The sequence below is a fragment of the Enhydrobacter sp. genome, from assembly GCA_025808875.1.
Taxonomy (GTDB): Bacteria; Pseudomonadota; Alphaproteobacteria; order Reyranellales; family Reyranellaceae; genus Reyranella.
In genome coordinates this window covers 1,488,366-1,501,523 of the sequence record CP075528.1, presented here as the reverse complement: position 1 = coordinate 1,501,523, position 13,158 = coordinate 1,488,366, and the positions used below count along the sequence as shown (strand labels likewise).

The window sequence follows — 13,158 nt, the reverse complement described above, 5'->3', positions numbered from 1 at the left end:
CAGCGTGAGCCGGTTTTTTGGGAGAAGACCCTACGCCACTACCGGTTTTTATCGTTGTCTACAGCCTGTTGGGGATAGCTATTCCCTACACAACATATTGCCTAAAAGTTCTCCCTAATCCAACTGCCAATACGGCCAATTCGGCTTGATGGTGCTTCGGCACTTGCCGCCTGGGACTGCGCTGAAGCATGGTTCCGCTGGGCAAAGGCCAGCAGCCCGGCCGCCGCAGAGAATGCCGGCCCACCGGTCGAATCGGCCAAACCCGCCAATCGCAGCGGCGCGCCCGTGCGGACCTTCTTGTTCAGGATCGCAGAGGCGACATCGGGTACACCGTCGAGCTGACAGCCCCCGCCCACCAGAACCGCACGGCCACCGGCCAACTTATCCACACCGCTGGCCTCGAGGCGGCTTCGTACCAGTTCGAAGGTCTCCTCGATCCGCGGCCGGATGATGCCGACCAGAATCGAGCGCGGAATGTGGTTGGGGCGCGTGCGATCCTCCTCGCCGATCAGCGGCACGTCGATGATGTCATACTCGTCGTTGGGCTTGGTCACCGCGCGACCGATCTGCGTCTTCATGCGTTCGGCGTGGGCAACCGGCGTCGACAGACCGCGCGCGATGTCCTTGGTGACATGCTCGCCGCCGACCGGGATGGAGTCGACATGCATGAGGTGGCCTTCGTAGAACACCGCGATCGACGTGGTGCCGCCGCCCATGTCGATAAGCGTCACGCCGAGATCGCGTTCGTCGGCGACGAGCGAACTCAGTCCGGAAGCGTGACTCGCCACCACGCGATCGGCGATCTCGAGATGGGCGCGCCGCACGCAGACCTGAAGGTTGCGCATCGCGCCGCTGGCGGCGGTCACCAGATGGACATCGACGGCGAGGCGCTCGCCGAACATGCCGCGCGCGTCCCGGACGGGCGTGCCGTCGACAGAGAAGCCGATGGCCGCCGAGTGGATGATGTCGCGATCGGCCGTTTCCGCAGGAAGCTGGATGTGCTGCTGGACGCGGCGCACGTCGCGCTCGCCGATCTCGTGGTGGCCGATAGCGACCTCGAGATTCTGGTTGTGAGAGGCTGGCGAGCCGCCACTCACGCCGACGATGACCTCGCGCACGTGCTCGCCGCACATCTCCTCCGCGGTCGACACCGCCGACGAGATCGCCCGCGTCGCCGCCTCCATGTCGACGATGTTTCCGCTGCGCATGCCCAGGGCAGGCTGATGCCCGATCCCGACGACGCGCAACCCTTGTCCATCCACTCGCGCCACAAAACACACCACCTTGCTGGTGCCGATGTCGAGCGCTGCGATGATGCCGTTTCTTGTCTTCGCCACGACGTCCCCCGTGTTCCTACGCCAACTCACAATCGAAACCCGTGCCGGCAACCCCGCACTGGCGAATCATGCCGGATCCCGACTCGGTTCGCCGGCCTCGCGCTTCCTGAGATAGAGCTTGTCCGGCAACCTGACGTCGACCACGCCGAACTCGCGCGACAGGATCTTGTGCTCTGTCTGCAGTTCGGCGAGCCGCTTGAGCGCTGCGACGGCATCCTCCTCGGGTAGCCAGATCTCGACATCGTTGGTCAGGACCAGATTCCAGCGCCGCTGACCCACCCAGACCGCCGCGCGAAGCTGGCGAGCCACGGCGGGTTCGTAGGCCAATAGCAGCAACAGCTCGCCGACATGCTCGGGCGCACCGATGCCGCCCAGCAACAGCAGCGTCTCGGCACCGGGCGGCATGCGGCTCGCCCGCACGGAACGGCCATTTCGGTCGATCAACGTGTACTCGCCGTCATGCTGCCAGATGGCGACGGCACGACGTTCCTTCAGCGTCACATAGAGCGTGTCGGGCAGCCGTCTTTCGACTGCGGCGTTCTCGACCCAATCGATGCCCTCGAGGCGCTTGCGCGCGGCCTGCAGATCGATGGCCAGCAGCGAATCTCCCAGGCGCACATCGAGCGCCTGCAGGATTGCCGACGGTTCGACATACTCGCGGCCCTCGACCGTGACGTCGACCAGCTTGAAGGGCGTTATCGCCGCCACGACGCCGCGCGACATCGCGTCGACCTGGCGCTGGGCCTCGGCCACCCAGCCTTCGCGCCAAGCCCACCATCCGCCGGCACCGCCGATGCCCAGGACGAGCACGACGAGACCGAGCATCGCGGGTTGGCGCCACAACAGACGGCCGCTCCTGCGGGAATTCGCGCGCCTCTTGCGGCGATCGTAGTCTCGCCGGGGAGCTGCCGCCTTTTTCCGTCCGGCGCTCATGATGGTCGCCTCGCCTGCTCGACCATCCAGGTCATGAGCTGGGGCCACGAGATGCCCGCCCATTTGGCCTGCTCCGGCGCCAGCGACAGCGGCGTCATGCCGGGCTGCGTGTTGAGCTCGAGAACGTGGAGGCCCGACGTGCCGGGCTTGGAATCGTCCCACCGCAAGTCCGCGCGGCTCAGCCCAGTGCAGCCCAGCGCCTGGTGAGCCTGCAACGCCCACGACCGCGCCAGTTCGTAGACTTCGGTCGGAATCGGCGCGGGAATCAGATGCTCGGTGATGCCCTCGGTGTACTTGGCCTCGTAGTCGTAGAAGCGCGTGCGTGGACGCAGCTCGGTCACGGCCACGGCCTTGTCGCCCATCACGGCAACAGTGAGTTCACGCCCCGGAACGAACTTTTCGACCAGGACTCTTTCGCCGAACTGCGCCTCGGCCGCTTCCACTGCGGCGAGGTTGTCGCGCTCGCGCACGATGTGCACGCCGACACTCGAACCCTGATCGATCGGCTTGACGACGTATGGGCGCGGCATCGGGTCGCCGGCGGCGAGAGAGCGCCGTTCGATCACCCTGCCGTCGGCCACGCGGATGCCGAGTGACGTGAAGACGTGCCGGGACATGGGCTTGTCCATGGCGATGGCCGACGCCAGCACTCCCGAATGGGTGTAGGGCACTCCGAGGATCTCCAGGGCGCCCTGTATGCAGCCGTCCTCGCCATACTTGCCATGCAGGGCGTTGAACGCCACCTCCGGGCCCCCTCCTCGGGCCGGCCGCAGGAAGTCGATCAAGGCACGCAGGTCGCGTTTGACGTCGTACTCGATCACGGTGTGGCCGCCGTCGCGCAAACCTTCCGCGCAGGCCTTGCCGCTGACCAGCGAGACCTCGCGCTCGGGCGACCAGCCACCCATCAGGACAGCGACCGTCGTCATCGGGGTTCTCCGATGCGACGGATTTCCCATTCCAGCCGGACGCCACTCTGCTCGAGCACACGCCGGCGAACCTCCTCGCCGAGGGCCTCGATGTCGGCCGCCGAAGCGTCACCCGTATTAACGAGAAAGTTGGCGTGCTTCTCGGAGACCTGTGCTCCGCCCATCGTCAAGCCACGGCAGCCGGCGCGATCGATCAGCTCCCACGCCTTGTATCCCGCTGGATTGGCGAAGGTCGATCCGCCGGTGCGGCTGCGCGGCTGGGATTCGATTCGCGCCGCGTCGATCTCTGCAATGCGCCGGGCGATGGCGAGTTGGTCGCCGGGCGTGGCGTGCAGGCGGGCAGAGATGAAGATCCAGTCGGCAGGTGCATCGCTGTGGCGGTAGGCCAGCCCGAGTTGCGACGGCAGCACAGAGTGGATCGCACCTGACCTGTCGACTGCCTCGGCAGAGACGAGGACCTGGGCCAGTTCGCCGCCATAGGCACCGGCATTGGTTGGAAACGCGCCGCCGATCGTGCCCGGGATGCCGCTCAGGAACTCGAGCCCGGCCAGCGAATGCTCGCGCGCCGTGAGCGCCACGTTGAGGTCGAGCGCGCCGGCGCCCGCCACGACCTCGGTCCCTTCGACGGTGATGCCGTTGAAGCCGCGCATCAGGCGGATGACGACACCCTTCAGTCCACCATCGCGCACCAGCAGGTTCGAGCCGACACCCAGCACGGTCACGGGAACCTCGGCGGGCAGTGCCCGCAGGAACATCGACAGATCCTCGCGATCGGCAGGGCGGAACAAGACCTCGGCCGAACCGCCGGTTCGGAACCAGGTCTGCGGCCCGAGCGGAGCGTCTGCCGTCAGCCGGCCACGCGGCTTGGGTAGCCGATCGATCAGGTGAGGACGTGACGTCGCCAATGCCATCATGCCGCCGTCCCGGAATCGTTGGCAATCGACCGCGGACCCGCCTTCTCGACGGCGATCTGCTGAAGCTGGCCGGGCAGCGCATGCGCCCAGGAAGTGATGTTGCCGGCGCCGAGGCAGACCACAACGTCACCCGGGCGCGCCATCTGCCAGACGAGGGCCGGCAGGTCGCCCGGCGCACCGAGCGCGTGGACATCGCGATGACCGGCCCGCTGCACGAGCCCGACGAGCAGGTCGCGACTGACCCCCTCGATTGGCGTCTCACCCGCCGCGTAGACATCGGCCACGACCACCGTGTCGGCGTCGCCGAAGCAGGTCGCGAACTCGTTCTTCAGCGACGCGAGTCGTGTGTAGCGATGCGGCTGCATGACGGCGATGACTCGCCCCGAGCCGCCATAGGCCTGCCTCGCCGCGCGCAAGACGGCGGCGATCTCCACCGGGTGATGACCGTAGTCGTCGATCACCGTGATACCGTGCGCTTCGCCGGTCTTAGTGAAGCGGCGCTTGACCCCGGTGAACGCACCGAGCGCGCGGCGGATCACGTCGTCGGACAGACCCATCTCCTGCGCCACGGCGATCGCGGCGAGCGCATTCTGCACGTTGTGCTGGCCGAACATCGGCAAGCGCAGCCCGTCAATGGTGCGCGACTCGTTGGTGGCGCGATTGGAGATCAGGACATCGAAGTCGGCACCGGTGCGATCTAGCTGCACGTTCACGGCGCGAACGTCGGCATTCACGCCGAGCCCATAGGTGACGATCCGGCGATCGGATACGCGCGGGATCAGCGCCTGGACCTCCGGATGGTCCACGCAGAGCACGGCAAAACCGTAGAACGGGATGTTTTCGACGAAGCGCACGAAGGCGTCGCGCAGCGCATCGAACGTCCCGTAGTGATCGAGATGCTCCGGATCGACGTTGGTGACGATGGCGATGGTGGCCGGCAGGCGCAGGAACGACCCGTCCGATTCGTCGGATTCGACCACCATCCAGTCGCCGGCGCCGATCCGCGCGTTGGTGCCGTAGGCATTGATGATGCCGCCGTTGATGACCGTCGGATCGAGCTCGCCCGCGTCCAGCATGGCGGCCACCATGGAGGTCGTGGTGGTCTTTCCGTGCGTTCCGCCCACGGCGATCGACCACTTCAACCGCATCAACTCGCCCAGCATTTCGGCTCGCCGCACGACGGGCACGAGCCGCGCGCGTGCAGCCAGGACCTCTGGATTGTCCTTCTTGACCGCCGAGGAAACGACGACGACGTGGGCATTGCCGACATTGTCGGCGCGATGCCCGATCATGACCTTGATCCCGAGCTCGACCAGCCGACGCGTGTTCGCCCCCTCGGCGACGTCGCTGCCCTGCACCCTGTAGCCGAGATTGTGCAGCACCTCGGCGATGCCGGACATGCCGATTCCGCCGATGCCGACGAAGTGAATGAGGCCTATGTCGAGCGGCAGTGCCCTCATGCGGCAGCTCCTGATGGCGAAAGTGCGGGAGCGGCGATCAGCTCTCCGACGAGGTCGGCCAAGCGCGCAGCGGCGTCGGGACGCCCGGCTCCGCGCGCTGCCGCAGCCATGTCGACGAGATGCCGCGGATCGTCGAAGAGTTCGCGCAGCCAAGCAGCCAGGGTGTCGGCGTTGAACTCCCTATGCAGGATCACGATGCAGGCGCCGACCGCCTCGAAGGCACGCGCATTTGCCGTCTGATGGTCGTCGGCGGCATGGGGATAGGGCACCAGAATGGCCGGTCTGCCGATGGCCGCCAGCTCGGCGACCGTCGACGCTCCCGAACGCGCAATCACGAGATGGGCGGAGGCCATGCGCTGCGGCAGGTCGGCGAAGAACGACGCGAGCTCGGCGACGATGCCGGCTTGGCGGTAGACCTTGCGCACACGATCGACGTCCTCAGGACGACACTGCTGGACCACGCGCAGACGACTGCGCAAAGCAGGCCGCAACGACAGGATGGCGTCCGGGATCACCTGACTGAACGACGCAGCCCCTTGGCTGCCGCCGAACACCAGGACGTCGATCACACGATCGGCGCCCGGCGCACGATAGGGCGAGCCGCGCAGCACGCACGCAGCCTCGCGCACGGGGTTGCCCACCAGCCGCGCGCGCGGATCGCCGTCGACGACGAAGCGGGTGTGAGCGAAAGAGGTGGCGATCCGTGATACGCCGCGCAGAACCAACCGATTGGCCTTGCCCAGCACGGCGTTCTGCTCGTGCAGCATCGAGGGCAACCCGCGCAGGCGCGCCGCCACCAGGGTGGGCACCGATGCATAGCCGCCGAAACCGATCACGGCCGAGGGATCGATGCGGCCCAGCGCCCGCCATGCGTCGACCAGGCCGAGCACGAGCATCAACGTCGCCTTCACCTTCTGCTTCAGAGGGCCGGCCGGGCTGGCTGAGTGGACGTAGTGGATTGGCTTTCGCGACAGGCCGCCCTGCCATTGCCGGCCGCGCGAATCGGTGACCAGCGCGACCGGCACGCCGCGAGCCTCGAGCTCGCTCGCCAGCGCCTCGGCCGGGAACACGTGGCCGCCGGTACCGCCGGTGGCGAGGACGACGGGACGCACTTCCGCCATCACACGGCCTCCCGCAAGCCGGCATGCTCGCGCGTCAGCGACAGCATCATGCCGATGGCGATCGCCATCGCCAGGGCCGACGAACCGCCGTAGGAGATGAACGGCAGGGTCATGCCCTTGGCCGGGATCAGTTGGACGGTCGAGGCCATGTTGATGGCGGCCTGCAGGCCGAACTGGACCCCAAGGCCGGTCGCGGCGAGCGTGATGAACAGGCTGGTCTCCTTCGACGCCCGCGACAGAGCGCGCAGGGTGATGAAGGCGAAGAGTGCCAGGATGATCAGGCACACGAACAGACCGAACTCCTCGCCCGCTACCGCCATGATGAAGTCGGTGTGCGCGTCGGGAAGCTGCGCTTTCACCGTGCCTTCACCCGGGCCGCGGCCGAACAAGGAGCCGTTCATGAACGCCTCCATCGCGGTGTTGACCTGATAGTTGTCCCCCGACGACGGATCGAGGAAGCGATCGAACCGGCTGCGCACGTGACCGAAGCTGAAATACGCTCCGACGAGCCCGGCGATGCCCCCAACCGCCGCCAGGCCGGCCACCCAGATCGGCAAGCCGACGACGAAAAGCTGAGCCGCCCAGACCGCTGCGACAACGATGCTCATGCCAAGGTCGGGTTGCAGTACGAGAAGCGCCAGGACCCCACCGACCAGCAGGGTCGACAGAAAATAGCCGGGCACGCGGCCTTCGGCCCGACTCTGCGCCAGCAACCAGGCGGATATCACCGCCAGGCTCGGCTTGACGAACTCCGACGGCTGAAGGGTCGACAGGCCCGGCACCGAAATCCAGCGCCGGGCGCCCTTGATCTCGACCCCGGCGACGAAGGTAGCGACCAGAAGCAGCACGCTGCCGCAAAAAACCAGCAGCGCCAACCGTCGTACTTGCCGAGGCGACACCAGCGAGATTGCGAGCATCATGAGAAGCGCCAAGGGCAGGAACAGGAACTGGCGCCTAGCGAACATGAACGAATCGGCACCGATCCTTTCGGCGGCAGGCGGCGATGCGGCCAAGGTCAACAGTACCCCAAAGGCCATGATCCCAAGGATGGCGCCGAGCGACCACCGGTCGACGGTCCACCACCACTGCCCGATCAGGCTGCGATCGTCGCGGGGTACCTGGATCATGCCGCTCCCCCCGGCAGTTGGGCGCCGGGCAGGGCACGGGCCATGGCGCGGAACGCGTCACCACGATGCTCGTAACTTTTCCACTGATCCCAGGAGGCGCAGGCCGGTGACAGCAGCACAACGGCGGCCTCCGCAGTTTCGCTCTGGGCGCGTGCGTGGGCCGCGTTGAGCGCTGCGTCGAGATCACCGCAGCGTGTGTAGGGAAGCTTGCCCTCCAGCTGGCCCGCAAACAGATCGCTCGCCTCGCCGATCAGGAAGGCGTGACGGATACGGTCGAAGTAGCCCGCGAGAGGAGCCACGCCGCCTTCTTTCGCCTGACCGCCGATGATCCAGTAGATGTTGCGGTAGGATGAAAGTGCACGGCCGGTAGCGTCGGCGTTCGTCGCCTTACTGTCGTTGACATAGACGACATTGCCGACCCGGGCGACACGCTCCTGGCGATGTGGCAGGCCAGGATAAGTCTCGAGGCCTTCGACGATGGCCTCGCGCGCCAAGCCGAGCCAGCGACACACGGCCCAGGCGCAAGCCGCATTCTGCGCGTTGTGGTCACCCGGCAGGGTCGGTACGTCGGAGAAATCGACGCTGTAGCCGTCGGCATCGATCAGCCGGCCCGCACGGAACGACACGCCCCCGGCCACGGATCGCTCCAGGGCAACCGGCACAACCGCGCTGCAGCCGCGGGCGGCGACGAGGTCGTAGGTGGCCAACGAAGGCCCGTCGTCGATCCCGATCACGGCGCAATCGCCAGCTCCCTGGCGATCGAAGATATGGCGCTTCGCCCGTATGTACCCTGCCATGTCGCCGTGGCGATCGATATGGTCGGGGGTGACGTTGAGCCAAACGGCGACATGCGCGTGGAAAGTCTCGAGCAGTTCGAGCTGATAGGAAGACAGTTCGAGAACGTACGTACCGTCGGCATCGAGCGGCGCGAGGTCGAGGGCGCCGCGACCGATGTTGCCGCCGACTTCGCACTTTACGCCGGAATGCTTCAGAATGTGGCCGATCAAGGCCGTCGTCGTCGACTTGCCGTTCGTGCCGGTGACGGCAACGAAGCGGGCCTTCGACTGGGCGCGTGCGAGGAGCTCGATGTCGCAAATCAGCTTCTTCCCTGCCGCACGAGCAGCGGCAGCCACCGGATGGGGCTTGGGAAGGCGGTTGGGAACACCGGGGCTGATGACGAGTGCCGACACGTTCCGCCAATCCATTGCTTGGGGCTCGACAACGCGCGCACCCAAATTGGCCGCGGCCTCGCGCGCCAGGGCATTGTCGTCCCAGGCGACGAATTCGATGCCGGCTGCCATCAAGGCACGGACGGTCGCGAGGCCGGAGCGTGCGAGCCCCAGCACGACGAACGACGAATCTTCGAGAGAGCGGAGATCGATCATCCGCTCATCTCAGCTTCAGAGTGGCAAGACCGATCATCGAGAGGATGGCGGCGATGATCCAGAATCGAAAGACGATGGTCGGCTCCGCCCAGCCTTTCTGCTCGAAATGATGGTGAAGCGGCGCCATCCGGAAAATGCGCTTTCCGGTCCATTTGTAGGAGACGACCTGAACGATGACCGAAACAGTTTCCAGCACGAAAAGACCACCGACGATCGCCAGCACGATTTCGTGCTTGATGACGACCGCGATCGCACCGAGGGCCCCGCCGATCGACAGTGAGCCCGTGTCGCCCATGAAGACCATCGCCGGCGGGGCGTTGAACCAGAGGAATCCCAGCCCGGCCCCCACCAAGGCCGAGAGCAGCACGGCAAGCTCGCCCGATCTCGGCACGTGATGGACGTAGAGGTAGTTGGTGTAAATGGTGTTGCCCACGATGTACGCGATGAGTGCGAACACGGCCGATGCCATGATGACGGGGCCGATCGCGAGCCCATCCAGCCCGTCCGTCAGGTTCACGGCATTGGACGCGCCGACAATGACCATGGTGGCGAACGCGACGAAGCCAACCATTCCGATCGGCACCAGGATGTCCTTGAAGAACGGGACGGCCAGCGTGTAGCGCAGGCCCGGCGGCGAGTTCTGCGCGATGTAGTAGGCGCCGGCCGCAGCCACGACGATCGACGTAACGAGCTTCACCTTGCCAGGCACACCCTTGGGATTTCGCTTCGTGACCTTGAGGAAGTCGTCCCAGAAGCCGACCGCGCCGAAAGCCACGGTAATAATCAGCACGATCCAGACATAGGGGTTCGTGAGGTCGGCCCACAACAACGTGCCGACCGACAGCGCTATGAGGATCAGCAGCCCGCCCATCGTCGGGGTGCCCTTCTTGCTCACGATGTGGCTCGCCGGTCCATCCTCACGGATCGGCTGGCCGTGGGCCTGCTTGCTGCGCAGCCAGCGGATCAGCGCGCCGCCGATCAGGAAGCTCAGGATCAACGCAGTCAGGAACGCCGCGATCGAGCGGAACGTCAGATAGCGGAAGATGTTGAAGGGACTGAAGACATCCGCCAGCGGATAGAGAAAGTTGTAGATCATCGTCAGCGCCCCGCGTCGCCGCCGCTCACCGCCAGGATCGCGTCGACGACGTTCTTCATTTTCGAACCCAAGGAACCTTTCACGGCGATGACGTCTCCCGCCCGGAGGGCTCCCGCCACTTCGTCCGCCAGCGCGGCCGAGTCGGTTCGATGTACGCCCCTCTGCGATGCGGCCAGTCGCTCCCACAACGCACGCATGTGCGGCCCACAGAGATAGACCTGCGTCGCGCCGCTCGCCCCCACCGCGTCCGCGAGCGCCGCGTGATAGTCGTCCGCGCGATCGCCCAACTCGCGCATGTCGCCCAACGCAAGCAGGCGCCGTCCGCCGGGCGCCGGCTCGGTGCGGGCCAGGACCGCGAGCATGGCGCGTACCGAGGCGGGGTTGGCGTTGTAACTCTCGTCGAGAAGCTCGATCGTTCCGGAGCCGAGCCTGAGACGCCGGCGCTCGCCACGTCCCGGAGACGCCTTGACGTCGGTGAGCGTCTCCGCCGCTTCCGCAAGGTCGGCGCCAAGCGCTTGCACCGCCGCGAGGGCCGCCAGGCTGTTCAGAACCCAGTGCGCGCCGGCGGCTCCCAGTCGATACTCTATAGTCCGGCCGTGGACGGAGGCGACGACGTCGCTGCCTGAATCCCGCAGGTCGCACGAGAGAAGCCGCACGTCCGCCGCCTGGCTGCGCCCGAAGCCGACGACGCGGGCCACACCAAAACGGTGGGCATGACCGACCAGGCGTTCGTAGTGCCGATTGTCCCGATTGAGCACCGCTACCGCGTCCGGTCTCATGCCGGCGAACAGGCAGGCCTTCTCGTCAGCAATCGCCTCCTCCGACCCCATGTAACCGATATGTGCCGGCTCGACGTTGGTGATCACCCCGACATGCGCCTCCACCTGCCGCGCCAGCGGCTCGATCTCGCCGGGGTGGTTCATGCCGATCTCGAAGACACCGTAGCGCGTCCCGTGCGGCAGGCGCGCTAGGCTGATCGGCACGCCGACATGGTTATTGTAGCTCGCCGCGCTGGCCGACGTCGGCGCTTGTGCCGAAAGCATGGCCCGCAACGCATCCTTGGTGGAGGTCTTGCCGACCGAGCCGGTGACACTGGCCACGCGCGCGTCGCTTCGCCGCCGTCCGGCGCGGCCCAGCGCGCGCAGCGCCCTCATCGTGTCGTCGACCCGTACCTGGATACCCCGAGCACCGGGAACATCGCGCGAGACGACGACAGCGGCCGCCCCACGGGACAAGGCATCGGCTACGAAGCCATGTCCATCGGTCGTCTCGCCCGGCAGGGCAAAGAACAAATCGCCGCGCGCCACGGCGCGGCTGTCGAAGGTCACGCCACCGGCTTCGAAGGGCGCGGCAATCGCGGCCGGCGCAAGGGCGCTGCGGATCTCCTCGGAGGTCCATAGCGCAGTCATTGCCGCGCCCCCACCAGTCGACGCGCCACGTCGGCGTCGTCGAAGGGATGCGTGAGACCCTTGATGGTCTGCCCGGTCTCGTGACCCTTGCCTGCAACCAGCAACAGATCGTCCATCGAACCGAGCGCGGCGATCCCTTCGGCGATCGCCTGCATGCGACCGCCGCGCACTTCCATCCAGTTCCGCCGGTCCCGTGGAATGCCGCCGACGATCTCGGCGCGGATGGCGTCCGGTTCCTCGCTGCGGGGATTGTCGTCGGTCACGATGGCGAGGTCGGCCAACCGTGTGGCGATCTCGCCCATCACGGGACGCTTGGCGCGGTCGCGGTCGCCGCCGCACCCGAAAACCACGATCATCCTGCCGCGCGCGAACGGACGAAGAGTCTTCAGTACCGTCTCCAGCGCCTCGGGCTTGTGCGCGTAGTCAACATAGATCGGAGCGCCCATGGAGTGGCGAGCCACCAGCTGCAGGCGCCCGGGCGCGCCGGCCAGAGTCGCCAGCGCCACCACCGCGCGCGCGGCGTCGCCGCCGGTCGCGAGGACCAGGCCCAGCGCGGCCAGCGCATTGGATGCCTGGAAGCCGCCGACGAGCGGCAAGTCGATCTCGCGTCGCAAGCCGAGGACGTCGACAACCAGGTGCTGTCCACCGGCGGTCGGCGTGTCCCGGAGGAGGCGCAGTTCGCGGCCCTTCACGCCGTAGCTCCAGAAGCTCACGCCGCGACGCCTGCAGATGTCGGCCAAGGCGCCAGCGCGATCGTCGTCGGCGTTCACGACGGCGGTCGCCCCGGCCGGCAGCAACGAATCGAAGAGCCTCGCCTTGGCCGAGAAGTACGCATCCATCGAGGGGTGGTAGTCGAGGTGTTCGTGCGTGAGATTTGTGAAAGCGGCAGCGGCGAGCCGCAGTCCGTCCAGGCGATGCTGATCGAGTCCGTGGCTCGAGGCTTCGATCGCCAGATGCGTGATCCCCTCGCGCGCCAGCGTCGCCACGTCGGCATGCAGCTGTACCGGATCGGGCGTCGTGAGGCCGGCCTCGCGGGTGAAACCGGACGAAACGATGCCGAGCGTGCCGACGCTGGCCGCCTTCATCCCGAGGCTCCGCCAGATCTGTCGCACGAAGTGGACCGTGGAGGACTTGCCATTGGTGCCGGTGACCGCCGCGATGGTTGCGGGCTGCGTCCCGGAAAACGCCGCCGCCATCAAGGCGATGCGTCGGCGAGGGTTCGCATCCCTGACCACGGCCACCCCGGCGCCCATCGCCGGCAGCTGCGCGTCGAGCGACGTCAGGATCGCCACCGCTCCGCGGTTCACGGCATCGGCGACGAAGGATACCCCGTCCGCACGGCCTCCCGGCAGCGCGGCAAACAAGTACCCGGGCCGCACGAGGCGCGAATCGAGCGTCAACCCGGAGATGACGGGATCGCTCTGCAAGGTCGCGCCGCCGGGCTCCATGA

Annotated in this window: 11 protein-coding genes; all 11 read right to left on the bottom strand. The window is 66.8% G+C overall.

Annotated features, from left to right (window positions below; all coding sequences use genetic code 11):
• Positions 1–101: 101 nt before the first annotated feature.
• Positions 102–1,337, bottom strand: a complete 1,236-nt coding sequence (gene ftsA / locus KIT25_07565) for a cell division protein FtsA (protein UYN96778.1) — start codon at positions 1,335–1,337, stop codon at positions 102–104.
• Positions 1,338–1,403: 66 nt separating this feature from the next.
• On the bottom strand, positions 1,404–2,180 hold the full coding sequence (locus KIT25_07560) for an FtsQ-type POTRA domain-containing protein (protein ID UYN96777.1): 777 nt from the start codon (positions 2,178–2,180) through the stop codon (positions 1,404–1,406).
• 86 nt (positions 2,181–2,266) lie between these two features.
• A complete protein-coding gene (locus KIT25_07555; GenBank protein UYN96776.1) occupies positions 2,267–3,196 on the bottom strand; it encodes a D-alanine--D-alanine ligase in 930 nt (309 codons plus the stop codon).
• A complete protein-coding gene (gene murB, locus KIT25_07550; protein UYN96775.1) occupies positions 3,193–4,110 on the bottom strand; it encodes a UDP-N-acetylmuramate dehydrogenase in 918 nt (305 codons plus the stop codon). The genes KIT25_07555 and murB overlap by 4 nt, the downstream gene beginning before the upstream one ends.
• A complete protein-coding gene (locus tag KIT25_07545) occupies positions 4,107–5,570 on the bottom strand; it encodes a UDP-N-acetylmuramate--L-alanine ligase (protein UYN96774.1) in 1,464 nt (487 codons plus the stop codon). Before KIT25_07545 ends, murB begins: the two co-directional genes overlap by 4 nt.
• Entirely contained in the window at positions 5,567–6,691 is a 1,125-nt protein-coding gene (gene murG, locus KIT25_07540) for an undecaprenyldiphospho-muramoylpentapeptide beta-N-acetylglucosaminyltransferase (GenBank protein UYN96773.1), read from the bottom strand. The genes KIT25_07545 and murG overlap by 4 nt, the downstream gene beginning before the upstream one ends.
• Positions 6,691–7,818, bottom strand: a complete 1,128-nt coding sequence (locus tag KIT25_07535; GenBank protein UYN96772.1) for a cell division protein FtsW — start codon at positions 7,816–7,818, stop codon at positions 6,691–6,693. The genes murG and KIT25_07535 overlap by 1 nt, the downstream gene beginning before the upstream one ends.
• Positions 7,815–9,203 (bottom strand): UDP-N-acetylmuramoyl-L-alanine--D-glutamate ligase, encoded by a 1,389-nt coding sequence (locus KIT25_07530; protein UYN96771.1) that lies wholly within the window; start codon positions 9,201–9,203, stop codon positions 7,815–7,817. Before KIT25_07530 ends, KIT25_07535 begins: the two co-directional genes overlap by 4 nt.
• A gap of 4 nt (positions 9,204–9,207) precedes the next feature.
• Positions 9,208–10,299: a phospho-N-acetylmuramoyl-pentapeptide-transferase gene (mraY, locus tag KIT25_07525; GenBank protein ID UYN96770.1), complete on the bottom strand. Its 1,092-nt coding sequence runs from the start codon at positions 10,297–10,299 to the stop codon at positions 9,208–9,210.
• Between the two features lie 2 nt (positions 10,300–10,301).
• Positions 10,302–11,708 carry a UDP-N-acetylmuramoyl-tripeptide--D-alanyl-D-alanine ligase gene (murF, locus tag KIT25_07520; GenBank protein ID UYN96769.1) on the bottom strand — a complete coding sequence of 469 codons (1,407 nt, stop codon included), beginning with the start codon at positions 11,706–11,708 and terminating at the stop codon, positions 10,302–10,304.
• Positions 11,705–13,156 (bottom strand): UDP-N-acetylmuramoyl-L-alanyl-D-glutamate--2,6-diaminopimelate ligase, encoded by a 1,452-nt coding sequence (locus KIT25_07515; protein ID UYN96768.1) that lies wholly within the window; start codon positions 13,154–13,156, stop codon positions 11,705–11,707. Before KIT25_07515 ends, murF begins: the two co-directional genes overlap by 4 nt.
• Positions 13,157–13,158 lie beyond the last annotated feature (2 nt).

Bases quoted from the DNA above. Each gene is read 5' to 3' on its own strand.
- KIT25_07515 (UYN96768.1), bottom strand. From the start codon at position 13,156: ATGGAGCCCGGCGGCGCGACCTTGCAGAGCGATCCCGTCATCTCCGGG.
- KIT25_07530 (UYN96771.1), bottom strand. From the start codon at position 9,203: ATGATCGATCTCCGCTCTCTCGAAGATTCGTCGTTCGTCGTGCTGGGG.
- murG (UYN96773.1), bottom strand. From the start codon at position 6,691: ATGGCGGAAGTGCGTCCCGTCGTCCTCGCCACCGGCGGTACCGGCGGC.
- KIT25_07535 (UYN96772.1), bottom strand. From the start codon at position 7,818: ATGATCCAGGTACCCCGCGACGATCGCAGCCTGATCGGGCAGTGGTGG.
- mraY (UYN96770.1), bottom strand. From the start codon at position 10,299: ATGATCTACAACTTTCTCTATCCGCTGGCGGATGTCTTCAGTCCCTTC.
- KIT25_07545 (UYN96774.1), bottom strand. From the start codon at position 5,570: ATGAGGGCACTGCCGCTCGACATAGGCCTCATTCACTTCGTCGGCATC.
- murB (UYN96775.1), bottom strand. From the start codon at position 4,110: ATGATGGCATTGGCGACGTCACGTCCTCACCTGATCGATCGGCTACCC.
- KIT25_07555 (UYN96776.1), bottom strand. From the start codon at position 3,196: ATGACGACGGTCGCTGTCCTGATGGGTGGCTGGTCGCCCGAGCGCGAG.
- murF (UYN96769.1), bottom strand. From the start codon at position 11,708: ATGACTGCGCTATGGACCTCCGAGGAGATCCGCAGCGCCCTTGCGCCG.